Origin of the sequence: Pseudomonas sp. 2835, assembly GCF_050435905.1 — a bacterium.
In the GTDB taxonomy this organism is placed as follows: Bacteria; Pseudomonadota; Gammaproteobacteria; order Pseudomonadales; family Pseudomonadaceae; genus Aquipseudomonas.
This window is the reverse complement of sequence record NZ_JBNDLE010000001.1, coordinates 223,442-248,977: the sequence shown is the minus strand read 5'-3', so window position 1 is coordinate 248,977 and position 25,536 is coordinate 223,442. Positions and strand designations below refer to the sequence as shown.

General features: G+C 63.8%; 17 protein-coding genes and 1 pseudogene. 5 read left to right on the top strand and 13 right to left on the bottom strand.

What is annotated here, in order from left to right; genetic code table 11:
- Window positions 1-136 precede the first annotated feature (136 nt).
- The 7 genes from ABIE20_RS00910 to ABIE20_RS00880 form a co-directional block, all read right to left on the bottom strand.
- Entirely contained in the window at window positions 137-1,540 is a 1,404-nt protein-coding gene (locus ABIE20_RS00910; protein ID WP_429501986.1) for an amino acid permease, read from the bottom strand.
- A 202-nt stretch (window positions 1,541-1,742) separates the two neighbouring features.
- A complete protein-coding gene (locus ABIE20_RS00905) occupies window positions 1,743-3,998 on the bottom strand; it encodes an ATP-binding protein (protein WP_429501984.1) in 2,256 nt (751 codons plus the stop codon).
- Complete coding sequence (locus ABIE20_RS00900) at window positions 3,995-4,768, bottom strand: substrate-binding periplasmic protein (RefSeq protein WP_429501982.1); 774 nt, start codon at window positions 4,766-4,768, stop codon at window positions 3,995-3,997. Before ABIE20_RS00900 ends, ABIE20_RS00905 begins: the two co-directional genes overlap by 4 nt.
- A 4-nt stretch (window positions 4,769-4,772) precedes the next feature.
- The gene (locus tag ABIE20_RS00895; protein ID WP_429501980.1) at window positions 4,773-5,489 is read right to left on the bottom strand and encodes a response regulator; all 717 of its coding nucleotides are present in this window, start codon (window positions 5,487-5,489) and stop codon (window positions 4,773-4,775) included.
- A 69-nt stretch (window positions 5,490-5,558) separates the two neighbouring features.
- Window positions 5,559-6,203 carry a TetR family transcriptional regulator C-terminal domain-containing protein gene (locus ABIE20_RS00890; protein ID WP_429501978.1) on the bottom strand — a complete coding sequence of 215 codons (645 nt, stop codon included), beginning with the start codon at window positions 6,201-6,203 and terminating at the stop codon, window positions 5,559-5,561.
- 206 nt (window positions 6,204-6,409) lie between these two features.
- A complete protein-coding gene (locus tag ABIE20_RS00885; RefSeq protein WP_429501976.1) occupies window positions 6,410-7,165 on the bottom strand; it encodes a class II aldolase/adducin family protein in 756 nt (251 codons plus the stop codon).
- A gap of 71 nt (window positions 7,166-7,236) precedes the next feature.
- Window positions 7,237-8,274, bottom strand: a complete 1,038-nt coding sequence (locus ABIE20_RS00880; RefSeq protein WP_123566848.1) for an ABC transporter substrate-binding protein — start codon at window positions 8,272-8,274, stop codon at window positions 7,237-7,239.
- A 184-nt stretch (window positions 8,275-8,458) separates the two neighbouring features.
- On the opposite strand from ABIE20_RS00880, the gene ABIE20_RS00875 reads away from it, so the two are divergent.
- From ABIE20_RS00875 to ABIE20_RS00865, 3 genes are read left to right on the top strand one after another with little or no spacing between them, the layout of a single operon-like run.
- Window positions 8,459-10,408: an FAD-dependent oxidoreductase gene (locus tag ABIE20_RS00875; RefSeq protein WP_429501974.1), complete on the top strand. Its 1,950-nt coding sequence runs from the start codon at window positions 8,459-8,461 to the stop codon at window positions 10,406-10,408.
- 46 nt (window positions 10,409-10,454) lie between these two features.
- Window positions 10,455-11,060: a helix-turn-helix domain-containing protein gene (locus ABIE20_RS00870; RefSeq protein ID WP_429501972.1), complete on the top strand. Its 606-nt coding sequence runs from the start codon at window positions 10,455-10,457 to the stop codon at window positions 11,058-11,060.
- 24 nt (window positions 11,061-11,084) lie between these two features.
- Window positions 11,085-11,831, top strand: coding sequence for an enoyl-CoA hydratase (locus tag ABIE20_RS00865; protein ID WP_429501970.1), 747 nt, complete (start codon window positions 11,085-11,087; stop codon window positions 11,829-11,831).
- A gap of 611 nt (window positions 11,832-12,442) precedes the next feature.
- Here the strand turns inward: ABIE20_RS00865 and ABIE20_RS00860 are convergent.
- Complete coding sequence (locus ABIE20_RS00860) at window positions 12,443-12,943, bottom strand: GNAT family N-acetyltransferase (RefSeq protein ID WP_429501968.1); 501 nt, start codon at window positions 12,941-12,943, stop codon at window positions 12,443-12,445.
- A 78-nt stretch (window positions 12,944-13,021) separates the two neighbouring features.
- Window positions 13,022-14,095 (bottom strand): NAD(P)-dependent alcohol dehydrogenase, encoded by a 1,074-nt coding sequence (locus ABIE20_RS00855; protein WP_429501966.1) that lies wholly within the window; start codon window positions 14,093-14,095, stop codon window positions 13,022-13,024.
- Window positions 14,096-14,260: 165 nt separating this feature from the next.
- Here ABIE20_RS00855 and ABIE20_RS00850 point away from each other — a divergent pair, with 165 nt between their 5' ends.
- Window positions 14,261-14,938 carry a DUF3313 domain-containing protein gene (locus ABIE20_RS00850; protein ID WP_429501964.1) on the top strand — a complete coding sequence of 226 codons (678 nt, stop codon included), beginning with the start codon at window positions 14,261-14,263 and terminating at the stop codon, window positions 14,936-14,938.
- 61 nt (window positions 14,939-14,999) lie between these two features.
- Here ABIE20_RS00850 and ABIE20_RS00845 read toward each other — a convergent pair whose 3' ends face one another.
- From ABIE20_RS00845 to ABIE20_RS00835, 3 genes and pseudogenes are all read right to left on the bottom strand, one after another.
- The gene (locus tag ABIE20_RS00845) at window positions 15,000-16,367 is read right to left on the bottom strand and encodes a hypothetical protein (RefSeq protein WP_429501962.1); all 1,368 of its coding nucleotides are present in this window, start codon (window positions 16,365-16,367) and stop codon (window positions 15,000-15,002) included.
- A 61-nt stretch (window positions 16,368-16,428) separates the two neighbouring features.
- Window positions 16,429-17,727: a serine/threonine transporter gene (locus ABIE20_RS00840; RefSeq protein WP_429501960.1), complete on the bottom strand. Its 1,299-nt coding sequence runs from the start codon at window positions 17,725-17,727 to the stop codon at window positions 16,429-16,431.
- Window positions 17,728-17,873: 146 nt separating this feature from the next.
- Window positions 17,874-19,249 (bottom strand): annotated as a pseudogene (locus tag ABIE20_RS00835) (L-serine ammonia-lyase).
- A gap of 146 nt (window positions 19,250-19,395) precedes the next feature.
- Here ABIE20_RS00835 and ABIE20_RS00830 point away from each other — a divergent pair.
- Window positions 19,396-20,352 carry a LysR substrate-binding domain-containing protein gene (locus ABIE20_RS00830; protein ID WP_429501959.1) on the top strand — a complete coding sequence of 319 codons (957 nt, stop codon included), beginning with the start codon at window positions 19,396-19,398 and terminating at the stop codon, window positions 20,350-20,352.
- Between the two features lie 33 nt (window positions 20,353-20,385).
- Here ABIE20_RS00830 and ABIE20_RS00825 read toward each other — a convergent pair whose 3' ends face one another.
- Entirely contained in the window at window positions 20,386-25,503 is a 5,118-nt protein-coding gene (locus ABIE20_RS00825; protein WP_429501957.1) for a dermonecrotic toxin domain-containing protein, read from the bottom strand.
- Between the last annotated feature and the right edge of the window lie 33 nt (window positions 25,504-25,536).

The window sequence follows — 25,536 nt, the reverse complement described above, 5'->3', positions numbered from 1 at the left end:
TACGGCCCCGCATGCTTACCGCCATGGAAAAAGGGCCGACCTGGGTAAAGTCGACCCTTATTCAATACCTCGTTATCGAAGCCAACAACTGACAAAAATGCTAGGTGTGGGAATGGGCTGAAACGCAGCCCGGGGCTTACACCGACGGCGCCAACACGCCCTCGCGCTTGCGGTGAATGATGAAGTACGCCGCGTAACACACTGCAATGAAACCAAAACCCCAGTACAGCGACGGCCGCTGGGTTTCATCCAGGGCCAGGAACACGAACAGCGAACTGCACAGGGTGATGCACAGCAATGGCACCAGCGGGAACAGTGGCGCGCGGTACTTGAGGTCGGCCAGCTTGCCGCCATCGCGCAAATAGGCGCGGCGAAACTTGTACTGGGCCAGGGCAATGACGATCCAGGTCACGGTGCCGGACATGCCGCTCACCGCCATCAGCACCATGAACAAGGTGTCGGCGGCAACGAAACTGGTCATCAGCGACACCAGGGCAAAGCACAGGGTGATGCTCAGGGCCCGCAGCGGCACCCCGCGCTTGCTCAAGGGCGACAAGCTCTTGGGCGCCATGCCGGTCTTGGACATGGCCCAGAGGATGCGCGTCGAGGCATACAGGCCGGAATTGCCCACCGAGAGGATCGCGGTGAGGATGACGAAGTTCATCAGGTCGGCGGCGTAAGGGATGCCGACCATGTCGAACACCTGCACGAACGGGCTTTCCATCAGGCCCGCCTGCTGCCACGGCACGATCGCCGAGAGCACGACAATGGCCAGCACGTAGAAGATCAGTACGCGGAACACCACGTTGCGCACCGCACGCGGGATGCTCTTTTCCGGCTGGTCGGTTTCACCGGCGGCCACGCCCATGATCTCGCAGCCCTGAAAGGCATAGACCACGGTCATCATCACCGCGAACACCGCTGAAAGGCCGTTGGGGAACATCGAGTCGCCGATCAGGTTGTTCATCATCGGCGCCGGCTCGCCACTGGTCAGTGGAATCGCGCCGAAGATCACCAGCACGCCGACGATGATAAAACCAAGGATCGCCGCCACCTTGATCCCCGAGAACCAGTATTCGGCTTCACCAAAGGCGCGGGTGGCCAGGGCATTGAGGCCGAACAGCACCACCACGAACAGCGCCGACCAGTACCAGATCGGCACCTCGGGGAACCAGCGCACCATCAGCATGCCGGCGGCGGTGAACTCCAGGCCCACGGTGGTGGCCCAGCTCATCCAGTACACCCAGCCGATCATGAAGCCAGTGGCCGGGCCGATGAATTTGGTGGCGTGGGTCTGAAACGAGCCGGACACCGGCATCTGCACCGACAACTCGCCCAGGCAGACCATCACCAGGTACATCAGAAAACCCGCCACCAGGTAGGCGAGGATCGCGCCCATGGGCCCGCCCTGGTTGATGGTCACCCCAGAGCCCATGAACAGCCCGGTGCCGATCACCCCGCCCAGCGAGAGCATGAAGATGTGCCGGCTTTTCAGCGCGCGGGTCAGGTGGATGCCTTTACGGTCAGTAGAGTCAGTCATGTCGGCACCTCAACAGTGGTTGAAGCGCGGGAGGGACAGGCGATGGTGCGGGGACGGCTGAGCTTTACGGCAGTTCATTATTATTATCTCCAATAAGCTTCGAAGACCGCGTGCAGCGGTTGCCGTCGATTATTGGAAAGCGATGTAAGCTGGCGTTGTACCTGAAGATCGAAGATGTAAAAAGTCGTAAGGTTTTTGTACGTCAGCTCTGGATCAACTGTTTGAGGGTCGCGCCGGCCAGGCGCAACTGCTCGCTCAAGGGGGCTTGCAGTGCATTCAAGGCCGACTGATGCTTGCCCAGCGCTGCAACTTCGAGCTCGCGCAATACCGTCGCCAGGCCGCTAAAACCCAGGGAGTCGCTGCTGCCGGCGAGGCGATGGGCCAGGTGTGCGACCTCGGTGCAGTCACCGGCCTTGAGCGCCTCGGCCAGTGCGCCCTGGTGCTGTTGCAGGGCATCGCGCAACACCGTCAGCAAGCCCTGGACTTTTTGCTCACCGAGCAGGCTGCGATGGGTATCGAGCAGCGCCCAGTCCATGCCCTGCCCGGCCGTCGCGGCCTCGACCAGCGGCCCCTGCTGCGCCAGCGCCTGGCGCAAGCTGTCGAGCTTCAGCGGCTTGGCGAGGATGCCCTGCATGCCCGCCGCCAGAAATCCACGCACCAGCGCCGGCTGCACGCTGGCGGTCAGCGCCAGGATCCGGCAAGCGCGGTTGGGCCCGGGCGTGCGGCGGATCTGCCGGCACAGCTCGACGCCACTGATGCCCGGCAGGTGCACGTCGAGCAGGATCAGCTGGTAGCGCCGCTGCGCGCACAGCTCAAGCGCCTGTTCACCGTCCTCGGCCATCCACAGGCGGTGCCCGTCGCGCTGCAGCAGACCGCGCACCACCTCGCGGTTGAGCTCGACATCTTCGACCACGAGAATATCCAGGGCCTGGACCGCTGCCGCCGACAGCAGCGCCGGCGCCTCGGTGGCCGCCGCTTGCAAGCTCAACTCGAACCAGAAACAACTGCCCTGCCCCTCGACACTCTCAAGGCCGATGCGCCCACCGAGCAGCTCGACCAGGTGCTTGCAGATCGCCAGGCCCAGGCCGGTGCCGCCGTAACGCCGGGCCACGGCGTCACTGGCCTGGACGAAGCGATCGAAAATCCGCCCCTGCACCGCCGGGGCGATGCCGATGCCGTTGTCGCGCACGCTGAGCCGCAACTGTTGGCGGCCTTGCGCCTGGCCCAGGACCTGGATATCGACACTCACCTCGCCGGCCTCGGTGAACTTGATGGCGTTGGCCAGCAGGTTGCTGAGCACCTGGCGCAAAAATTGTTCGGCGCCGTGTTGGCGTGGCGCCAACTGGCTATCGATGCGGCAGCGCAGCACCGTGTCGTTGTTCAGCGCCCGCGGCTCAAGCAGGGTCATGACCTCGTCGCACAACTGGCGCAGGGAGAAATCCACCGGCTCCGGGTGGCTTTCGCCCTCTTCCAGGCGCGCGAAGTACAGCACTTCGTTAAGGATGGTCAGCAGCCCTTCACCGGCTTTGTACAAGGCATCCAGGCGCTTGCTGTCGCGGGCGTCGAGGTTCGCTTCGCGCAGCAGCTCGGCCATGCCGAGGATGCCGTTGAGCGGGGTGCGCAGTTCATGGCTCATGGTTGCCAGGAAGCGCGACTTGGCCAGGTTCGCCGCCTCGGCTTCGTCCTTGGCATGCATCAGGCTGGCGGTACGCCGTTCGACCATTTTCTGCAGTTCGTCGCGTTTGTCCTGCAGGGCCAGGCGGTCGACTTCGCGGCGATCGATGTCGCTGAGAATATTGCGGCGCATGTCGTCCAGGGCGTGGGCCACGGTGTCGATTTCGTCTTCGCGGCTGGAGCGGCGCTTGTCCAGGCGCAGCGGCTCCTGCCAGTCGCCGGCGCCGATACGCCGGGCAAATTCGGCCATCACCTGCAGGTGGCGGGTAACCAGGCGGTAGAACAACCCCGACAGCGCCACGGCCAGGCCGCAGAGGAACACGCTCATCCACAACAGGCTGGTCAGCCCGGTGGCGAACAGACGACGGTGCACCGCGCCCAGGTCGATGCTGACTTCCAGCTCGCCCAGGTGGCGCGGCGGCCCCGACGGCGGTTGGTAGTCGAGGGCGAAACGCTCGATGCGCAGCGGCCCTTGCGGCGTGGCCTCGCCTTGCAGCAAGTCGAAGTCGGCGCTGCTCAGGCGCACCCGCGCCACATCGGAGAAGTCCACCAAGCCGCGCAACTGCACGTTCAATTGCTCCTGGTTGAGGTCCCAGAGGCTGCGCTCAAGGCTCGCCAGGTAACCGGCGCGGATCAGTGCCATGCGCGCGTCGATGTCGCGCATCTCGCGGCGGTACTCGAAATACAGCTGCACGGTGCTGGCCAGCACGGTAAAGCACAGGCTGAACAGCAGAATGAACAGCAGCAGGCGCCGCAGCAGGCCGCCCGGTTGCAGGCGCTTCATCGGGCGTCCGCCGGCAGGTTGACCATGTCGCGGTAGGTGACTTCGCTCTGTTCCAGCCAGCGCTGGATCTCGCCGTTGTCGGTCATGCGCTGCAACTGCTCGTCGATTTGCGTCATGTGCTGGCTCAAGGGCGAATGGCGCGACACCGCCACCCGCAGGTAGTCGACGCTGAGCGCGGTGGGCAAGGCCTGGATGTCCTGGGCGCCGGCCAGGTGTTCGATGAACAACTGGCCGGTGCGCCGCTCCTGGATGACGAAATCGATGCGCCCGCGAATCAGCTTGCCGAAGTTCTGCTGGCTGTCGGAAACCCATTCGATGTTCTGGTGGCGGGCGACGAAACGGTCGAAGTCAGGCCCGTAGCTTTCACCGAACAACAGCCCGCCGCGGTAGCTGGCCAGGTCTTCAAGGCGCTCGAACTTCACTGGCCGCTGGCGGTTGAAAAACACCGCGACCTCTTCGCGCAGCACCGGCACCGTGGAAAACCGCATGCCCTGGTCGCGCTGGTCGCTGTTGTAGGCCAGCACCACGTCGACCCGGCCTTCGGCGGCATCGAGCAGGCAGCGCTTCCAGTTACCCAGCACGACGATCTCTACCTCATAGCCCAGGCGCGCGAACAACTGGCGCACCACGGTCGGCGCCAGGCCGCGCACCTGCTTGCCGTCGCTCCAGGAAACCGGCGGGTACACCGGGTAGTCGCAATAGCGGATGCGCTCGCCGGCCTGGGCCTGGGCGCCGAGAAACAGCAGGGCGAGCCAGCACAGCCGCCACATGCGCTCAGGCCGCCACGCTGGCGGTAAACAGGTAACCGGCGCCGTGAATGGTAATGATCAGCTGCGGCTCGGCCGGATCGTCGTGCAGCTTGCGCCGCAGGCGGCCGACCAGCACGTCGATGGAGCGGTCGTTGGGCACCCATTCGCGGTTGCGGATCTGGTCCATCAGCTGGTCGCGGCTCAGGGTGTGGCCGCTGTTGCGCAGGAACACGCTGAGCAGCTGGAACTCGCCATGGGTCAGCAGGGTTTCGCCGCCCTGGGGGTCGATCAGGCGCCGGCGGTCGGTGTCCAGGGCCCAGTCGGCGAACTGCTTGAGCGGATGATTGGCGCCGCTGGCGGGCTTGCCGGCCTGGGCATGGCGCACCCGACGCACCAGGTTCTTGGCCCGCGACACCAACTCGCGCGGGTTCAGCGGTTTGATCACGTAGTCGTCGGCGCCGCATTCCAGGCCAACGATGCGGTCGATGTCGTCGTTGCGGCCGGTGATGAGGATGATGCCGACTTCCGAACGCACCCGCAGTTCGCGAGTCAGGGTCAGGCCATCTTTACCCGGCAGGCGTATGTCGAGCATGACCAAGTCGACGGCCTGCTCGCCCAGAAAATGCTCGGCCTGCTCCGCCGTGGCGGCGCAGTGCACGTCGTAGCCTTCCTGGGACAGGTAGGCATGCAGCAAGTCGCGAATAAGCGGATCGTCATCGACGACCAGTACCCGAGGCGTCATTGCGTGTTGTCTCTTATAGGAATTGTTGTATGACTCGCGACAGCAGCGTACCCATTACTGAACGACCGATCAACAGCCCTCGGTCAGGGTGAAGCGCCGACGGCCACCGGCTTGCAAACCATCGACCCAGGCCTCGCAGATCTGCACGCCCTGCTCGGGAGTGAAGGTCCCGGGGTTGAGCCCCGACTCCAGCCACAGGCCGTCGAGCAAGGCGCTCAGGCTGATGGCCGCAAGGTCGGCGTTAAACGCCTGCCAGCCTTCGTCTGCGGCGAGGTCAGCCAGCAGCCGGCCCAGTTCGTTGCGGTATTCGCCGTAGGAGTGATCGTGCACCTGGTTGATCGCCTCGGCGGTTTTCACCGCGCCCCAGAACGCCAGCCAGGCGTCCAGCAACTGCGGGTCGAGCAGCTCGGCGCAGAACGAGGCGCGAAAGAACGCCGACAGCCGTTCGCGGGCATTGGGCGCGGCCTGGGCCATGGCTTCGCGGATCAGGCCCATGACCCGGCCGGTGACCGCCATGTAGGCCTCGGCGACCAGTTCGTCCTTGCCTGAATAGTGATGGCTGATCAGCCCCACCGAGACGCCGGCCTCGGCGGAAATCTTGCGGATCGAGGCGCCCTGGAAGCCGTGCCGCTTCAGGCACACCAGGGTCGCTTCGACCAGGTTGGCCTTGCGCAACTCCGGGACCATACGGCTGTAACGGGCTTCCTGAGACATAGGGTTTCTCGAACAGAGTGAGTTGCAGGAACCCGGTGGGAGCGGGCCTTGCCCCGCGATCGAGCGCGAAGCGGTCGTAAAAGCGGCCAATGCGGTGTATCTGTTTGCACCGTGTCGACAGGTTTTACTGCTGCTTCGCAGCAGATCGCGGGGCAAGGCCCGCTCCCACAGGATTGCGTATTGAACGACTGTACAACAAGTCCCGATCAGTCGCGATAGCCCGGCGCCACCCGATCGAGCAGGCGCAGCAACGCCGACCAGGCCAGTTGCATGCCATCCGGGTCACTCAGTTCACCTTCCTTCAGCGGCCGCGCCGGTTCGTTGAACTGGCGTTCGGTGTGGGCACAGACTTCTTCCGACGGCAGCACCAGTTCGCCGGCAGCCATCGCCGTCAGCTGGATCTCGCAGGCTTTTTCCAGGTAGTACATGCGCAGGAACGCCTCGCTGACACTGCGCCCGACGCTGAGCAAGCCATGGTTGCGCAAAATCAGCACCGCCTTGTCACCCAGGTCATCGACCAGGCGCGCTTGCTCGGCCATGTCCAGGGCGATGCCTTCGTAGTCGTGGTAGGCGACCTTGCCATGGAATTCCATGGAAATCTGGTTGACCGGCAGCAACCCGCACTTGAGCGCCGCCAGCGCGCAACCGGCCTTGGTGTGGGTGTGCAGCACGCACTGGGCGTCGTCGCGGGCACCGTGGATGGCGCTGTGAATGACAAAGCCGGCCGGGTTCACCGGATACGGCGAAGCCTCCACCGCCCTGCCCTCAAGGTCGATCTTGACCAGGTTGGAAGCGCTGATTTCCTCGAACATCAAGCCATAGGGGTTGATCAGAAAATGATGCTCGGGGCCGGGAATGCGCACCGAGATATGGGTGAAGATCAGGTCGGTCATGCGAAAGTGCGCGATCAATCGGTAGCAGGCGGCCAGTTCCTGGCGCAGGCGGATTTCGGTCTCGGTCATTATTGTTGTCCTCAGGCGAAAGGCTGGCCAGACAATAGGGCTGGACACCGCTCGATGTCCAGCCACAAGGGTTAGCGACTGGCCCAGGCGTTGAAGCGCTCTTCCAGCTCATCGCCGTGATCGACCCAGAACTCGACGTTCATCGACAAGGCGCCCTCAAGGTTCTGCCTGGACGTCGGCACCCAGCTGGCCAGCTTCGGATCAAGCTCGGCGGCGGCCTGGGTGTTGGTCGGCCCGTAGGGGATCTCCTTGACGTAGCGCACCTGGGTGTCGGGCTGGTTGGCGAAAGCGATCAGGCGCTTGGCCTGGTCGACGTGCCTGGAGCCCTTGATGATCGCCCAGTAGTCCATGCCGTAGAGGCTGCCCGGCCACACCAGGGCCAGCGGGCTGCCCTCCTGGGCGGCGACGGCGACCCGGCCGCTATAGGTCGAGGTCATCACCACGTCGCCGGCGCTCAGCCACTGCGCCGGTTGCGCGCCGGCTTCCCACCATTGGATATAGGGCTTGAGTTCGCTGAGCTTGTTGAAGGCGCGGTCAACGCCCTCGGGGGTGGCCAGGACCTTGTAGACGTCCTCGACCTTGACCCCGTCGGCCATCAGCGCGAACTCCAGGTTGTACACCGCACGCTTGCGCAGGCCGCGCTTGCCGGGGATTTTCTTGACGTCCCAGAAGTCTGCCCACGAGGCCGGCGCCTGGGCCAGCTTGTTGCGGTCGTAGGCAATCGCCACGCTCCACACCAGCACCGCCGAGCCGCACTCCTGGGCGGCGTCGGGTATCAGTTGCTCGGCACGCCCGAGCTGGGTCCAGTCGAGGCGTTCGTACATGCCCTCGTCGCAGCCGCGCATCAGGTCCGGGCCTTCGATCTGCACCAGGTCCCAGTCGACGTTGCCGGTATCGACCATGACCTTGATCCGGGCCATTTCGCCGTTGTATTCACTCTGGATCAACGTGCTGCCGTCCTGGGCACTGAAAGGCTTGAAGATCGCCGCATCCTGGGCTTTCTGGCCGGCGCCGCCATAGGCGACCACGACCATGTCCGGTGCTGCCTGGGCGCCGCCGACCGCAAGGGCAAGCAACCAGGGAGAGAGCTTGAGCAGGTTCGATTTCATCAATGGTTCCTCTTGCCGGTACCACGTGATGCGTGGCCCGTTTTCTTGTTGTTGTGAGGTGTGCCCCAGGACCCGGGGTGATTTGCAAACTAGTCAAAGGCCAGTAAAAAAACAAGTTGATTTTTTACTGGCGGTACACTTCTATAGAAAAATAATAACAACACCCCGCTGGAGCCTGACCCGCATGTCGACCTTCGCGCACCTGTTCGAACCGCTGCACATCCGTGGCAAACGCCTGAAGAACCGCATCATGTCCAGCGGCCACGACACCTCGATGCCCACCGACAACCTGGTCAACGAGCGGCTGATTGCCTACCACCAGGCCCGTGCCGCTGGCGGCGTCGGCCTGATCGTGCTGCAGGTGGCCGGGGTGCACGACAGCGCCCGCTACACCTCGCACGTGCTGATGGCCACCGACGATGCCTGCATCGACGGCTACCGCCAACTGGCCGAGACCTGCCATGCCCACGGCACCGTGGTGCTGTCGCAGATTTTCCACCCCGGGCGGGAAATCATGGAATCCAGCGACGGCTTGCTGGCGGTGGCCTACTCGGCCTCGGCGGTGCCCAACGAGCGTTTTCGGGTGATGCCACGGGCGCTCGACCAGGCCATGATCGACGAGATCGTCGCCGGTTACGCCGCCGCGGCCCGGCGCCTGCACCAGGCCGGCATTGATGGCGTCGAGGTGGTGGCCAGCCACGGTTACCTGCCGGCGCAGTTCATCAACCCACGGGTCAACCGCCGCAGCGACGGCTACAACGGTGAGCTGCAGCAACGCCTGCGCTTTGTCCGCGAAGTGATCGCCGCAGTGCGGGCGGCGACGGCAGACGACTTCATCATCGGCCTGCGCATCAGCGCCGACGAGCGCGACACCGAGGGCCTGACCGAGGATGAATCGCTGGCAGCGGTGAAGCTGCTTCAAGCAGAGCTGGACTACGTGCACATCGTCGCCGGCACCTCGGCCTCGCTCGGCGGCGCGGTGCATATCGTCCCGCCGATGGCAATCGAAGCGGCGTACCTGGCGCGTGAGGCCGGGACCTTCAAGGCGCAACTGAACATTCCGCTGTTCGTCACCGGGCGCATCAACCAGCCCCAGGAAGCCGAGCTGATCCTCGCCCGTGGCCAGGCCGATGTCTGCGGCATGACCCGCGCGTTGATCTGCGACCCACAAATGCCCAACAAGACCCGCACTGAGCGCGTTGAAGATGTACGCGCGTGCATCGCTTGCAACCAGGCCTGCATCGGCCACTTTCACAAGGGCCTGCCGATCTCGTGCATCCAGCATCCGGAAACCGGCCGCGAGCAGCAGTTCGGCAGCTTGCAGCCGACTGCCACGCGCAAACGGGTGATGATCGCCGGTGGTGGCCCGGCCGGTATGAAAGCCGCGGCAGTGGCGGCAGCGCGCGGCCATGAGGTCACTTTGTACGAAGCCAGCGCACAGCTCGGCGGTCAGGTGCTGCTCGCGCAATTGCTACCGCGTCGGGCCGAATTCGGCGGCGCCAGCACCAACCTGCAACGGGAGATGGACCTGGCCGGGGTCAAGGTGGTGCGCAACATGCGCGTGGATCGCGCCCTGGTCGAGCGCGAACAGCCGGACCTGGTGATCGTCGCCACCGGCGCCGAACCCTACTGGCCGACCTTCGAGCGCGGTGGCGAATTGCAGGTGGTCGATGCCTGGCAAATCCTGCGTGGCGAGGCCCGGCCCGGGCGCTCGGTGTTGGTGGTCGACTGGCGTTGCGACTGGATCGGCCCGGGCATCGCCGAGCGCCTGGTACGTGAAGGCCACCAGGTGCAACTGGCGGTCAACGGCACCCACTGCGGCGAGAGCCTGCCGCTGTACGTGCGCGACCAGATGGCTGGCGAGCTGCACAAGCTGGGCATCCCGATCACCCCCTATGCGCGCCTGTACGGCTGCGACGACAACACCGTGTACCTGCAACACACCGCCAGCGGCGAGCCGATGATCTTCGAAGACATCGACACCCTGGTGCTGTGCCAGGGGCATCAGCCGGTCGATACCCTGGCCGCTGAACTGCACGGCCTGGTCGAGATAAAACGCATCGGCGACTGCCTGGCCCCGCGCACGGTTGAAGAAGCCGTCTACGACGGTTTGAAGGTCGCCTGGAGCCTGTAAGGCTGTTTATACTCCGGGGCTTTGACAGTGCGGTTCGGAGCACGCCATGAGCAACAGCAACAAGACGCCGCCCGCCGCCAGCCAGGAAGGCACCAGCACCGCACATTTCCTCGGCACCCGTATCCGCGGCCTGCGCAAGCGCCGCGGCATGACCCTGGCCGAGCTTGCCGAGCAGAGCGAGCTGACCGCCGGCTACATCAGCCAGCTGGAGCGCAACCTCTCCTACCCGTCGATCCCGGCGCTGTTCAACATCGCCCGCAGCCTGGGCGTGACCATCCAGTGGTTCTTCGCCAGCGAGGCCAGCACCGCCCCGGAGGACAACGGCTACGTGGTGCGCAAGCACAGCCGCCTGAGCGTGCACTACGAAGACGGCATCGTCGATCAGTTGCTGACCCCGCAACCCAACCGCCAGCTGGAAATCCTCCACTCGCGCTTCCCGCCGGGCACCTACAGCCAGCAAAGCTACAGCCATGACGGCGAAGAGGCAGGTTACCTGCTGTCCGGCAGTTTCGAGCTGTGGGTCGGTGAGCGGCATTTTCAGTTGAGCGAAGGCGACAGTTTCAGTTTTTCCAGCCAGGAGCCGCACCGCTACGGCAACCCTGGCGAAGTGGATGCGGTGGTGATCTGGGTGATCACCCCGCCGACGTTCTGATACCTACAACAACACAGGCACGCCATGAACGAGTTGATCACCCGCGAACTGCACCAGGGCCTGCTGACCCTGACCTTCAACCGCCCCGACAAGCTCAACGCGTTGAACAACGCGATGTACAGCCAGTTGGGCGAGCTATTGCTGGCGGCCCAGGAAGACGCCGAGGTCGAGGTCATCCTCCTGACCGGCGGCGCGCAGTGCTTCAGCGCCGGCAACGACCTCAAGGACTTCCTCGACAACCCGCCCAGCGACCTGGACAGCCCGGTGTTCCGCCTGATGCGCGTGGTGCTGGCACTGGACAAGCCGCTGATCGCAGCGGTGTCGGGGGCTGCCATCGGCATCGGCGCCACCTTGCTGCTGCACTGCGATCAGGTACTGGTCAGCCGTAACACCAAGCTGCGCATGCCGTTCGTGCCGCTGGGGGTGTGCCCGGAGTTTGGCTCCAGCCTGCTACTGCCGCGCCTGCTCGGCCATGCCCGGGCGGCGCGCTTGTTGCTGTGCAATGAACTGCTGAGCGGCGAACAGGCCGTGGCGTGGGGTCTGGCCAACGAGCTGCATGAGGACGGCGAACAGTGCCTGGCGGCGGCGCGCAAGCTGGCTGAACGGCTGCAGGCCCTGCCCCAGGATGCGCTGCGCATCAGCAAGCGCCTGCTCAAGGATGCCCATCGCCAGGAATTGGAAGCGACGGTTCAACGTGAAGGCTTGCTGTTTATCGAGCGACTGCAAACGCCGGAGGCGAAGGCGGCGTTGCGGGCGTTGGTCAAGGATTGACGATTGCGGGGCTGCACCGCCTGGCCAATAGTGGCGCTGGCACATTTGAGGTACAGCAAGGCATGCACCAGCGCGTCTTCGGCGCTGACACCTGCACACACGCTGAATAGCGGCGGATGCTCCGGGCAACTGTTGACAGGGGTTTCGACGGTTTCAGCGAGGTGCAGGCTTGGGGGATCGGGGACGAGCTTTTTCATGGTCAACTCCTAACTTGTGGAGCCGCCACGCTTTCGTCGCCAAACAAAATGGGTGGCAGCTGTACGCGGGTTGGCGAACCGGTAAGTTAGGAACCCGGCAGGGCCGAAGCCCTCCCGCGCACAGCCACCATAGAGCGTAATGGTGATGTCTTAACTTGTCCGGGTCGCCAAACCCGGTCACCGAACATTCAGTGACCGAGCGAGCCTAGTGTGCAGACCTTCCCCGGGCAAGCGCGTGATATCGACAGACTGCGTAGGATAGGTCCTAGGACCTGAGATTGGCTAGCGCTGTGCCGGCCTCATCGCTGGCAAGCCAGCTCCCACAGTGGCCGGCGTGACGCTGAACTTGTGGGAGCTGGCCTTGCCAGCGATCGAGCGCGAAGCGCTCGTAATCCAGGCAACGCCGACTTTAAATCAACACCTCAACTCATACCGCAACCGCGCATTCGCCCCACCCGCCGAAGCCACCCGCCTGAACCCCAGCCCTTCCGCCAGCCGCTGACAGGCCACATTCGCCGGCGACGTGGTCAGCCACAGCAGCGAGCCTTCCAGCACCGGCAACAGCGTTTCCAGCGCCTCGGTCATCAAGCCCTGCCGGGCATGGACCTCGGCGATCCAGTAGCCCAAGCCGACCTTGCCCTGGGCATCCGGCCGCACGCCCAGGCAGCCGATCAGTTCGCCACTGGCGAGGAACAGGTAGTAGCGTTTTTCGCCCTGGGGCGCGGTCCAGTTCTGCCGGGCCTGGAGCAGGCTTTGGCGCGCTTGTTCCAGGGTCCAGTCGTCGCGGGCCCAGGGCAGGAATTCATGGTGGAAGTCGTAGCCTGCGTTGAGCACAGCCTGCAGTTGCGCAGCGAAGGTCAGTTCCGGGGCGTGGAGTTTCAGCTGTTTGCTGCGCAGGCGGCGGGGCAAGTCCATTGCGGGGACCAGGGGTGGGTAAGGATTGACCAGTATTGCATAGTCAAAATCATTGCGAGCGCTTTGCGCTCGACACACTCAAGGCGTAATCGCCACCTTCATCACCCCATCCCGCTGATGGGCAAACAACTCATAAGCCGCCTCGATATCATCGAGCTTGAAGTGATGGGTCACCAGCGGCTTGAGGTCCACCTGGCCGCTGCCCACCACTTCCATCAGCCGGCGCATGCGCTCCTTGCCGCCGGGGCACAGGGTGCTGACGATGCGATAATCGCCAAGTCCTGCGGCGAAGGCATCCAGCGGCAAGCGCAAGTCGCTTGAGTACACGCCCAGGCTCGACAAGGTGCCACCGGGGCGCAGCACCCGCAGGGCCGACTCAAAGGTCGACTGGGTGCCCAGTGCCTCGATGGCCACGTCAACCCCGCGGCCATCGGTGAGTTGCATGATCTGCTGGACCACATCACCCTGGTTGAAGTCGACCACATGGGTCGCACCGAGCCTGTGCGCCACTTCAATGCGCGCCGCAACGGTATCGACGCCAATGATGGTGGTCGCGCCCTTGAGCCGCGCCCCGGCCACCGCGCACAGGCCAATCGGGCCGAGGGCGAAGACCACGACCGTATCGCCGATCTGCACGTCGCCGCGCTCGGCGCCAGAAAACCCGGTGGACATGATGTCCGGGCACATCAGCACCTGCTCGTCGCTCAGGTGCTCGGGGATGGCGCAGAGATTGGCGGTGGCATCCGGCACCAGCAAATACTCGGCCTGGCTGCCATCGATGCTGTTGCCAAACTTCCAGCCGCCCGCCGCACGAAAGCCGTGGCGGGTGTCCGGGCCGTCCTGGGCGCCGCAGCCACACAGGCAGGCAAAGCTGTGGCCGCTGGGGGTGATGGCGCCGGCGATCACCCGCTGGCCTTCGACAAAGCCCTGCACCTGAGATCCGAGTTTTTCAATGACCCCCACCGGCTCATGGCCGATGGTCAAGCCCTTGGCCACCGGGTACTCACCGCGCAGGATATGCACGTCGGTACCGCACAAGGTTGTGGTGGTGATGCGGATCAGCGCATCCAGCGGGCCCACTTCGGGGATCGGCTTTTCGTCCAGCACGATGCGGTTCTTTTCAACGAAAATTGCAGCTTTCATCTTGGCCATGGGCGTGTCCTCGACGGGGCGGTATTGACTGCTCACCCTGCACCTGATTGGCCAGGGCACGCTTGATGGGGGTCAATGAACTGGCGGCCAGGCCAAGAACTGCTAGCGTTGTTCAGGCGATCAATCCCCTGTACCGTGCGGTCATTGCCAAGGAAACGAAAGTCGATGAAGCCCACCTTGCGCTCCACCCTGCTCTGCTGCGCCCTTACCGTTCTGGCCGGTTGCTCCAGCAACCAGGTCGACCCCAGCCAGTACTCCGGATTTCTCAAAGACTATAGCCGCCTCAAGCCCGCCGAAAGCATTTCCGGCCAGCCGGTGATGCGCTGGATCGACCCGCAGGTGAAAGCCGCACGCTTCACCAAGGTGTATATCGAGCCCAGCCAGTTCTACCCAAAGCCCCAGCCCACTGCGGTAATTTCGGCCCAGGCCCTGAGCCAGATCACCCAGTACTACAACACTGCGCTCAAGCGTGAACTCGGTGCCGAGCTGCCCTTGGCCCAAGGCCCGGGCCCAGGCGTGCTGGTGGTACGCCCGGCGATTACCGCGGTATCGACCAAGACCGAAGGCCTCAAGCCCTACGAAGTGATCCCCATCGCCCTGGTGGCCGCTGCGGTCAATACCGCCGCCGGCGGCCGCGACCAGGAAGTGGACATCGCCACCGAAGCGGCCTTCCTCGATGGCGGCAACAACAAGGTGATCGCCCAGGTGGTGCGCAAAGGCACCGGCGAGGCCCTGGAAAACGACACCTCCAAACTGGCCCTGGAGAACGTCAAGCCAGTGCTGGACGGTTGGGCCAGCGACCTGCGCAAAAGCTTCGCCAAGCTCAAGAGCGAGTCGCGCTAGTCGCTGACCACGCGCCGAGATCGCAGGCTTGATCTCGGCGCAGGATCGCCCGGTTGATACATCAGAACAGCGAAGGCTCCGGCAGCAGGTTGCGGTTGCGCAAAAACGTGCGAAATTCCTCACTGCGCAGCTCATGCTGATACTGCTGTTCGATGTCCTGCAACAGCGCATTGGCCCGCTGCAGCAGCGCTGATGAGTCATGAATGCGGTGCAGATGACGGCCCAGGCACTGCTCGATGGCGTCGAGGATGGGCCGAGGGTCGATACGCTTGAGCTTCTGATCCAGCGACATCAGCTCGCTGTTGCAGAGGTTGCGCTCGATGCGCTGCTGGTCGAGGTTGCCGTCCTCGTCCGTTGTCCCATACATGTAGGTATGCTCGTACTCCGGGTTCGACATGATGGTTTGGATGATCGCAAACTCCTGGTCCTCGACAAAATCCTCGAGATCGGTGAGCAGGTGACGGTCGGCCAGTTGCTGAAGGTCTTGCCCGAATTCCTGGAGTGCCTGCGCATCTAACTTCAACGCCTCGAGGGCTTCGGCCTCCTCCAGCAACTCCAGCACCTTCGGCTTGTGCAAAGAAAGCTGGTCATTGAGCGAGTGGACCAGGCTCCAAAGCCTGAACAGCAGCGCTTCATCCTTCACCTCGGCAAAGTCGTCGGTGCCATACAACTCATCGAACAGTTCCTCGACCAGGGTATGCGGCGCACTGGCCTGGCCTATTTTCGATAGCAGCCGGAATAGCGCAACGCGATCGCGGCATTCAGGCTCCAGGCAGATGTAGCGGGTCACGCCGTCCAACGCCGTGCGCAGTTGCATGGCTTGAGCGACATGGCTGGCGGCGGTGTCGATCTTCACCCCCTCGATCAGCGCCTGGGCATAGGCCTGGGCATCGCTGCGCCGACAGATGCGCTGACAGAGCATGCGATCGTCAAGCACGCGGTCAAACAGGGCTCTGGCGCAGACGTTGCCAGGATCTTCGATGCGCACCAGGGCTTCGTGAAAACGATTGAAGTAGAACTTGCCTTCGATCCCGTTGAAGTAAGGTTCGGCGGCACCCGAAAGGTTCTGCGAGCCAAGAAAACTCACCCCTCGATAGCTGAGCAGCTTGACGTGGCAAGCGCCATGCACAAACAGCTCGATGCCCGATTGCGGATCGAAATGCTCGAACAGCTTGTAGATCTGCGCGGCAAGCGCCTCGGAACCAATCTTGTCGATGCTCGACAGGCCGATCATCACCCGGCAAGAGCCTTTGGCACGTTGCAGGAAGGTGTTGTGCAGGTGCTTGACCATCGACGCCAGGTTGCCGGCTACGCCATAGGTGATGATCTGCAGTCCGTGCAGCTCCTTGAGGGCCAGCGCCTCGGCAAAGGCGTGTTCGCCATAGTGACGGTGCAGCACCGTGGCGCTGAGGTTGGCGATGGTTTTCATGCAGGTCCCTGTGCGACTGAATGCTGGCTATAGGCTATAGCCAGCATATCAGAAGGGGACGTCAGGCAAAGAACGAGAACAGAATCGCCGACAGTGTAATAAGACCGATCAGCACCACAAACACGTTCGAGACCTTGCCCGAGTATTTGCGCAACGCCGGCACTTTGTGGATGGCGTACATCGGCATCAGGAACAGCAGGCAGGCGATGATCGGCCCACCGAGGTTCTCGATCATGCCGAGGATGCTCGGGTTCAGGGTCGCCACGGCCCAGCAGGTGATGACCATGAACAGCGCGGTCATTTGCTCGAGGCGTTTGCTCGATACATGCTTGCCACGGCTGCGCAGGGTTTTCACGATCATGCCCTGGAAGCCTTCGCTGGCACCGATGTAGTGGCCGAGGAACGACTTGGTGATTGCCACCAGCGCGATCAGCGGCGCGACAAAGGCGATCACCGGGGTCTGGAAGTGGTTGGCCAGGTACGACAGGATCGAGATGTTCTGTTGCTTGGCGGCAGCCAGGTCGGCCGGGCTCAGGGCCAGCACGCAGCTGAAGCAGAAGAACATCACCGTCAGTACCATCATCACATGGGCGCTGGCGAGGATCTTGCCGCTCCTGGCGTCGGCCTGCTCGCCGTAGCGGTGCTTCTGGTCAACGGCAAAGGCAGAGATGATCGGCGAGTGGTTGAACGAGAACACCATCACCGGGATGGCCAGCCACAGGGTCTTGAAGAACAGCTCCAGGGGCATGCCTTCGCTTGCCTGGGCAAAGAAGGCGCCGTTCCAGTTGGGGATCAGGCTCACGGCCAGCAGCAACAGCGCGGCCACGAACGGGTAGACCAGCAGGCTCATGACCTTGACGATGATGCCCTGGCCGCTGCGCACCACGATCATCAGCCCGCAGATCAGCAGCAAGGCCAGCAGCGCCCGCGGCGGCGGGGTCATGTGCAACTGGTGCTCCATGAAGTTGCCCAGGGTGTTGGTCAGGGCGACGCTGTACACCAGCAGGATCGGGAAGATGGCGAAGAAGTACAGCAGGGTGATGAGCTTGCCGGCACCGACGCCGAAGTGCTCTTCGACCACTTCGGTGATGTCTTCGCTGGCGCCGCGCTTGCCCGAGAGCACGAAACGGGTCAGGCCGCGGTGGGCGTAAAAGGTCATGGGGAAGGCCAGCACCGCCAGGACCAGCAGCGGCCAGAAGCCCCCTACCCCGGCGTTGATCGGCAGGAACAGGGTACCGGCGCCGATGGCGGTGCCATACAGGCCCAGGACCCAGGTGGTGTCGTGACGGCTCCAGGCACGGCTTTGCGCAGGCGCAGCCGGTTCCACACGAACGGTCGTGGTGCTATTTACATCAGTCATCGATATTGCCTTGTAGTTGTTTTTGTTGCGTATGAACGAACTGCTTTGTTGCGGGGTAAAGCCTGGGGCTGCGGTGCAGCCCATCGCCGGCAAGGCCGGCTCCCACAGGATGGGTGCAATCCTTGAGGGAGATGGTTTCTAAGCGATCAACACTCGACGAAGGCGACCGCCAGGCCGCCGCGGGACGTCTCTTTGTAGTTGGCATGCATGTCGGCACCGGTATCGCGCATGGTGCGGATCACCCGGTCGAGGGAAATGAAGTGCTCGCCATCGCCACGCAAGGCCATCTGCACAGCGTTGATGGCCTTGACTGCGGCAATCGCGTTGCGCTCGATGCACGGCACCTGGACCAGCCCGCCGACCGGGTCGCAGGTCAGCCCGAGGTTGTGCTCCAGGGCGATTTCGGCGGCGTTTTCCAGTTGCATGGGCGTGGCCCCGAGCACGTCGGCAAGGCCGGCCGCGGCCATGGCGCAGGCCGATCCGACCTCGCCCTGGCAGCCCACTTCGGCACCGGAGATCGAGGCGTTCTTCTTGCACAGGATGCCCACGGCGGCGGCGCTGAGGAGGAAGTCGACGACATCGTTGTCGCAGGCCTCGGGGTTGAATTTCATGTAGTAATGCAGCACCGCCGGGATGATCCCCGCCGCGCCATTGGTCGGTGCAGTGACCATGCGCCCGCCGGCGGCGTTCTCTTCGTTGACCGCCAGGGCGAACAGGTTGACCCACTCCATGGCGCTCAGGGTAGAGCCGATGACATTGGGCTTGCCCAGCTCCTGCAGGCTGCGGTGCAGCTTGGCGGCGCGGCGCTTGACCTTGAGCCCGCCCGGCAAAATACCCTCGTTGCGCAGGCCGTTGCCGACGCACTCGCGCATGGCCGCCCACAACTTCAGCAGGCCGCTGCGTACCTCGGCTTCCTCGCGCCAGGCCAGCTCGTTGGCCATCATCAGCTGGCTGACCCGCAGCTTATGCTGCTTGCACAGCGCCAGCAGCTGGGCGGCGCTGTCGAAGTCATAGGGCAGTTGCACCTGCTCGGCACTGTTGCCGGCCGTGCCCACTTGCGCGGCCTCGACGATAAAACCGCCACCCACCGAGTAATAGGTTTGCTGCAGCAACAAACCGCTGGCACTGCTGGCTTCCAGGGTCATGGCGTTGGGGTGATACGGCAGGCTTTCATCGAGCAGCAACAAGTCGCTGGCGCAGTCGAACGGGATCGCCTGCGTGCCGTCGAGCATCAGCACCTGGCTCTGCTGCAGTTGCGCGATCAGCGGCTCGATGCTCTGCGGATCGATCTGGTCCGGCCACTCGCCCATCAACCCGAGCAAGCAGGCGCGGTCGGTGGCATGGCCGACGCCGGTGGCCGACAACGAGCCGTACAGGCGCACCTCGACCCGGCTGACCTGCGCCAGCAGACCTTGCTCACGCAGGGCCTGGGCAAAGGTTGCCGCTGCACGCATGGGGCCTACGGTTGGGAGCTGGACGGGCCGATGCCAATCTTGAAAAGGTCGAAAACACTGATAGCCATGCTAATGCCTGACCGAGGCAACACTCCATGTCACACAACGGCACTGTTAAAAAATTGAAGGATGTCGCGAAGTTGCGCGATACTGCCCGGTCACTTGCGTCTTGACCAACGAAACTTTCTAAGCAAGCCTTTAGCAGAGCTAAACGATGAAGCGACAAATGAATGGCCAGATGTACGTCTGGCTGCATGTGTTTGCCTGTGCGGCGCGGCACCTGTCGTTCACCCGCTGCGCCGAAGAACTGCACATCACCCCGGGTGCAGTCAGCCAGCAGATTCGCCAACTGGAAGAGCGCCTGGGCTTTCGCCTGTTCCTGCGCCGCGCCCGCGGTGTGGAGCTGACCGCCGAGGGCCAGCGCCTGGCGCAGACCGTCGGCGAAGCCTATGGCAGCATCGATGCCGAATTGCGCCGACTGGACGCCGGCGAAATCCGCGGCACCCTGCGCCTGCGCTCGATCCCTTCATTCCTGGCCAAGTGGCTGACCCCGCGCCTGCCGCGCCTGCAACAACGCTACCCGGACATCCAGCTGCGCCTGGTGGCCGAAGACAGCAGCCAGGCCCTGCACGAAGGCGACTTTGACCTGGCCATCGACCTCAACGACGGCAGCTACCCGGGCATGCATTCGACGCCCCTGCTCGATGAGCAGATCTTCCCGGTCTGCGCCCCTTCCCTGCTGCGCGGCCGCCCGCCGCTGCATGGCCCGGCGGACCTGGCGCACTACCCGTTGCTGCACGACATCACCGCCTGGCGCGGCAGCTCGGAGTACGCCGAGTGGGAGTTCTACCTGGAAGGGATTGGCGCCAGTGGCCTGGATGTGCGCCGCGGGCATACCTTCAACCGTAACCACCTGACCATCGAGGCGGCGATTGCCGGCATCGGCGTGGCCATTGCCCGTCGCACCCTGCTTAACGATGAGCTGGAGCGCGGGGCGCTGATCGTGCCGTTCGGCCTGCCGATCGCCAACCACAAGCGTTATGTGCTGCTCTACCCGCCCGGTGGCCTGGCACACCCGGGGGCACGGGCGGTGCATGACTGGCTGGTGGAAGAAGCCCAAGGCTTTCGCGCATTGCATGCCCAGGACGCCAGTGCGCTTGCCTTGCGCTGAGGGTGCAGCGCAAGGCATGGCGGGTCAAAACGATCAGGTTTCGCTGCTGCGGGTCAGCTCAAGGATGAGCCCGTGCTCGGCAGCAGTGCTGACCTCTTTCAATTGTTGCTCAGCCGTGAAGTAGCGTCCTTCCGACAGCGCCAAGCGTTGCAGATGCCCCTGCCCGTCCACCGGCGCATCAGGCAGGATCTGCTGCACGGCGCTGCGCACGTCGGGCGCCAGCGGCCCGTCGAAATCGTGCCAGTCGTACAGGCAACTCAGCAGGTAGTCCGCAGCATCGCGCCATTGTTGCTCGAAAACCTCGAAGCGCTGCCCGTGCAGTTTGCGCAAATAGCGCTTCCAGCCGGGCTGCAGCACCATCCATTCCTGCCTTGCCTCCACCTCTTTGCTCAAGCGCAGCACTTCGCGCTCGACGTTCTTGATCACGCGCTGGTCAACGTCGGCCCGGTGCGCAAACAGCATGCCGCTGGAGGGCTCGGGAAAGTCGAGCTTGTCGGCCAGTTTCTGACGCAACCTCAGGCGGATCTCCACAGGATCAGCCTCATGCTCCAGGTCCAGGTCGGTGAGGTTGTCCAGCGGGTCGAAGGCAGGCAGCGGCCGGGTGCCCGCGCGAATGCCGTTGCGACGCAGGTCGCGCGCCAGACCGATACGCTGGGCCAGGGAATTTACCAGGTCGCGGCGATAGAGCTGCTTGTACAAGCCAACCACTGCTGCCGTACGCTGCAGCGGGTCGAGTGCCTGCTGACTCAGGCGATGGACAAGCAACTCGACTTCCAGCGCACTGAAACCGTCAGCCCCGGCGTCGCCGCAGGTGGGCGGATAGGCGTCGGCGACGCTCTGCAGGTCACGGAACAACTCGTCGGAATCCGCCGCTGCGCGCAACAGGTCCCACACCCTTGCAGACATACCGTTGAAAGAGTAGCTGGCCTCGCTGGACTCCAGCGCCCGGTCGAGCACCAGCAACAGCGGGCGATGGGTGTCATCATCCGGGAACAAGCTGTCCCACAATTGCTGCTGCTCGGCGCTCGCCTCTCGCAACCAGCCGGCGGCCAGGCCGCTGCCACTGCGACTGTACGGCATGCCAAGGCCGCGCAAATGGCTGGCAGCAGCCTCGCTGAGCGGGTTCTGGTTGAGCAGTAGCCAGCGGCTTTGTTGACCGTCGGCACGCAACGCGGCGCCAAAGGCGGTAGCCGCCAGATCCGGAAGCTCGGTCAGCTCGTTGCTGCTTAGCTCCACCGTGCGTAAAACGTGCCTGCGGGGGTGCATCAATTCCGTTAGCCCTTCGGGCCAGTCTTCAATTTGGCAGGCACGCAGGTTCAGGTGCTCCAGTGCCCTAAAACTACCCAGATGAGGCGCCCGGCCCAGAGGGTTGTCGGCGAGGTTAAGCGTGCGCAACCGCACCAGGCCGGCAAAAGCCGCCGCCCCGGCCTCGTCCAGCTCGATGGCGTTACGGCCAAGGTCAAGTTCCTGCAATGGGATGGCCGCCAGTGCCTGCAATTGTCCGGCATCCAGTGTCAGGCCATTGGCCCGCAGGCCTAGAGTGCTCAGGCTGTCAAGTGAGCCCAGGGCATGGATAGCTTCAACCGGCAGCGTGGACATCTGGTTACCCGCAAGGTTGAGCCAGCGCAATGCCCGAAGATTTTGCAGTGGTTCGAACATGCGCGCGTTGGCGCTGATCAGGTTGCCTTCCAGATTAAGCACGCTCAGTTTGGTTCGGTTGCCAAGGGTCGCGGGAATTTCCGTCAGACGGTTATGTTCCAGGCTCAGCGCCCTGAGTTCGGTAAACGATGAAAGAAAAGACTCTGGCACTGCGCTCAGTTCCATTCGATTCAGGAACAATCTCGTGACATGGGGAAAGCGCGCATTGATCGCTGGCAAACCGCCAGGCGTCCAAGAGGACAGATCCAGCTCATGTTTATTCTCGCCGCCCACACGACGCCAGGCGGCCTTGAGCCGGTCACGAAGCATTTCCCTATCGACCCGTTCGTGAGCGCCGGGGCGCTGCGCAACCCAGTTGTCGAGGGTCTGCCCGAGCTGGCGATACTCGTCCTCCAGGCGTTGGATGGCCGCGCCGAGGTCGTCGTTCTCGATTCTCAGCCGGTTCTTGATGGTGGTAATTTCGTTGGCGTGCAGCTCGGGGTACAAGACTTTCAAGCGTTGATATTCGGTAGAACGCAACATCCCCAGCGCACCACCCAACGGGTAGCCACGGCGCCCGTCGGCCAGGCGCAATGGCGACTGCAGCCAGGGCCGCGAGGGTTGCTGGCCGAGCAGGATCGAACAACGGGCGCGATTGCCCAGGGCCTGGCGCACCAGGCGCTGGCGCAGTTGGGCGGATTCGTGGATGTGCACGTCAAGTGACTCGCGCACGCTATCGGGCAGCGCGCGCAACAGCGCGGCAAAGAAGTCATCACTTCCCCCCAGTTCATTGCCCCGGGCGTCAAAGACGCGATAGCCAGCTTCGTACTTGAGCAGCGACCTGAGTTCGGCATCGGTGTCACCGATGCTGGCCAACACGTCGCTACCCAGGGTCTGATGATGGAGTTCAAGGCGCACTTCACTCTTGTAGCCGGGCAGCTCGGCGAGCATCTGCAGCCCCAGGCGCTCGCTGTCCAGCGCCATGTGCGCCGCAAACACCAGCCCCTCCAGTGCGCGGTTCAGACGAAGCTGGCGCTGATAGGCCCGCGCTTCTTCCGCCAGGCGTCGCGGCACCCGCGCCTGTTCGCCCAGCAATTGCGCGCGCTCCGCGGTGCTGGCATGGCGCACGATCTCTTGCGCCATTGAATCAGGCAGCAGGGCAAAGTCACGCTGCAGGGCTTTGTAACCCTGCTCGGGGGAATGCTCGCCACTGGCATACAGGCTGTCGAATATAGCGCTGCGCCGCCGCTCTGTCAGGCTGGCCAATTGTTCACGCAGGGCCGGCGCCTGCTCCGCCTGCGGCAAGTGCTCACCGAGCAGTTCGGTGCCTTGCACCTCGCTCACCGCTTGCAGCAGTACCTCGGCCAGCCTGCCGCTGCGCACATCGGCGGCCAGTAACTTGATTGCATGACCTTGCGGCCAGCGCTCCAGGCCATACGTTTGCGATTCACCCCATAGCTCCGGCCCCTTGAACACCTGCAACACCCGGTTGTCCGGCCAGTTGGGCAGCTCGACCAATAACGCCACCGGATAGGTCATGCCCGGTTCCAGCGCCGCACCACTACGAACATCGGCAACCATCCGGGTAATGCGCCGGTTTAGCTGCAGGCGTTGCAGGGTATCGGCGAGCAGCGGCGCAAGCGGCGCCTGTTCGACGTGCATGTGCCGCAGCACATCATCGTCGACACCGCTGATATCGGCAGCCTGGGCCAGGCTTGCATCATCGAGCCCCTCGGCCAGCACACCAATGCGCCGCAGCAACTGGCCGCGCTGCCAGTGCAGCGGCTGTTCACCCTGAAACTGCCAGGCGCCGTTACCGTAGTGCTTGAGCGGCGGCTCATAGGCGTGGTCGTTGTGCGGGTGCCTGATGCGCCACTGCTGGCCGTCGGCATCGTAGCGCTGCTCATACAGCTTGCCATCGAGGCGAATGTACAGTCGCTCGTTCAGCACGTATTGCCCCAAGGCATTGGGCGCCAGGCGCTCAGGCAGTTGCACCGGGCTTTCATAGCCGCTCAAATCGGGCTTCCACAAGCGCACCTGGCCGTCGGCCAGTTCTATACGCTCAAGACCATCGACAAACAGTGAGGGTTCGACGGCGCGGCCTGCCACGCCCAGCGCAGCAATCAAGCCCAGATTGACCGCCAGCGACTCGACCTGCGCCACGGCCTCGGCGGTTTCACCAGCCTCCCAGGCTTGCACGCCATGAAACAGGTTGCCCATCAGTTGCGCACCGGTAACCACCAGCATCAGCGGGTTGAGCGCCGGGATGACAAAAGCTGCGGCGTTGAGCACATTCAGGCCGATGTCCAGCCAGTGCTCCAGGCGCGCCAGGCGTGCGGCGCGGTCTTCATCGTTGGTAGGCACCGCCAGGACCCGGGCGTTAGCCTTCAAGCGACGCACGTGCAGGCGCTGCAAGCGGCTCCAGAGTTCACCGCCGAGCGCACGCTCCTGCACCTGCAGGCGCGGATTGAGGATCGGCTGCAGGATTTTCTCATCGCCCTGGTAACGTTCGACATACAGCGCGCCGTTCAGGGCATGCAGGAATGCGCGGCGCTCGCTCTGGGGCACGCAGTTAAGGATCGCCTGGCGGTAATCCTTACCTTGCAAGCTCGTGGCCAGGTCGTGGGCAAAGGCGCTGGTCGAGGAGTACTCCTTGAGCGCAGACAACGGCGCGCCGGCGATCCAGGCCACGCAGCGTTCAGTGACATTGCTGGCCGCCGGATCAGGGCCGATCAACAGCACACCGTCCAGCACGCTGCCCAGCACACTGACCTGGCGGCAAACCACGGCCTTGCCATCGAGCCTGGGCATGGTGCCAGGCGCGCCGCTGGCCAGCGCCAGCAACAGGGTCAGCACCTGTTCGCTGATTTCACCTTTGCTGCGCGCACGCTGCACCTGCAGCACAAACTCGGCCCGGCCCGCCTCGCTCATGCTGGCGGCGAGCCCCGCCGCCGAGGCAGGCGTATCGAACACCTGGGCCAGGTGCGCCTGGTACTGCTTGCCAAGATCGAGCTCGCGACACAGGGCAACGAACTGCGCGCAGGTCATGTCCAGTGGCTGATCATGCTCGTTGGCAAGGTAGCTGAAAGGGCCCAGGTCTTCGTTGTCGCTGAAGTTCTGCAAGGCCGCTTGCAGCAGGCTGCTGCTGCGTGTGCCGCCCTTGGGCAGCGTGCGCCCGCCAATGGTTTCAAAGCCCACCTGGTGCAGTTGCGCCTTGAGCACATCGAGGTCAAGCCGGTAGGCCTCACGTAACTTGCGTGCCAGCAGCGGCCGACAGAAGTCGCTGATGCCCTTGAGCTCGGCGAGCTGCAAGGCCAGAGCCTGGCGAGTGGTTTGCGCGGTGTTGAAGGCCGCCTCGAGTTCGGGCGATTGCGTCAGTTCGCCAGGGTGCTGCTGGCTATGCAACAGGGCCTTGAAGTCCTTGGCCCGCAGGTGGCTGACCCAACCAGGCAGGGCCGCAGCGATCAAGCTGCGATGAAAGATCAAGGGCGAGTTGTGCGTTGCAGAGGTCATCGAAAAAAACTCCTGACAGAGAGGGGCTGTCAG

Excerpts from the sequence above, each read along its gene's own strand:
- ABIE20_RS00910 (WP_429501986.1), bottom strand. The coding sequence starts at position 1,540 with ATGACTGACTCTACTGACCGTAAAGGCATCCACCTGACCCGCGCGCTG.
- ABIE20_RS00905 (WP_429501984.1), bottom strand. The coding sequence starts at position 3,998 with ATGAAGCGCCTGCAACCGGGCGGCCTGCTGCGGCGCCTGCTGCTGTTC.
- ABIE20_RS00900 (WP_429501982.1), bottom strand. The coding sequence starts at position 4,768 with ATGTGGCGGCTGTGCTGGCTCGCCCTGCTGTTTCTCGGCGCCCAGGCC.
- ABIE20_RS00895 (WP_429501980.1), bottom strand. The coding sequence starts at position 5,489 with ATGACGCCTCGGGTACTGGTCGTCGATGACGATCCGCTTATTCGCGAC.
- ABIE20_RS00890 (WP_429501978.1), bottom strand. The coding sequence starts at position 6,203 with ATGTCTCAGGAAGCCCGTTACAGCCGTATGGTCCCGGAGTTGCGCAAG.
- ABIE20_RS00885 (WP_429501976.1), bottom strand. The coding sequence starts at position 7,165 with ATGACCGAGACCGAAATCCGCCTGCGCCAGGAACTGGCCGCCTGCTAC.
- ABIE20_RS00880 (WP_123566848.1), bottom strand. The coding sequence starts at position 8,274 with ATGAAATCGAACCTGCTCAAGCTCTCTCCCTGGTTGCTTGCCCTTGCG.
- ABIE20_RS00875 (WP_429501974.1), top strand. The coding sequence starts at position 8,459 with ATGTCGACCTTCGCGCACCTGTTCGAACCGCTGCACATCCGTGGCAAA.
- ABIE20_RS00870 (WP_429501972.1), top strand. The coding sequence starts at position 10,455 with ATGAGCAACAGCAACAAGACGCCGCCCGCCGCCAGCCAGGAAGGCACC.
- ABIE20_RS00865 (WP_429501970.1), top strand. The coding sequence starts at position 11,085 with ATGAACGAGTTGATCACCCGCGAACTGCACCAGGGCCTGCTGACCCTG.
- ABIE20_RS00860 (WP_429501968.1), bottom strand. The coding sequence starts at position 12,943 with ATGGACTTGCCCCGCCGCCTGCGCAGCAAACAGCTGAAACTCCACGCC.
- ABIE20_RS00855 (WP_429501966.1), bottom strand. The coding sequence starts at position 14,095 with ATGGCCAAGATGAAAGCTGCAATTTTCGTTGAAAAGAACCGCATCGTG.
- ABIE20_RS00850 (WP_429501964.1), top strand. The coding sequence starts at position 14,261 with ATGAAGCCCACCTTGCGCTCCACCCTGCTCTGCTGCGCCCTTACCGTT.
- ABIE20_RS00845 (WP_429501962.1), bottom strand. The coding sequence starts at position 16,367 with ATGAAAACCATCGCCAACCTCAGCGCCACGGTGCTGCACCGTCACTAT.
- ABIE20_RS00840 (WP_429501960.1), bottom strand. The coding sequence starts at position 17,727 with ATGACTGATGTAAATAGCACCACGACCGTTCGTGTGGAACCGGCTGCG.
- ABIE20_RS00830 (WP_429501959.1), top strand. The coding sequence starts at position 19,396 with ATGAAGCGACAAATGAATGGCCAGATGTACGTCTGGCTGCATGTGTTT.
- ABIE20_RS00825 (WP_429501957.1), bottom strand. The coding sequence starts at position 25,503 with ATGACCTCTGCAACGCACAACTCGCCCTTGATCTTTCATCGCAGCTTG.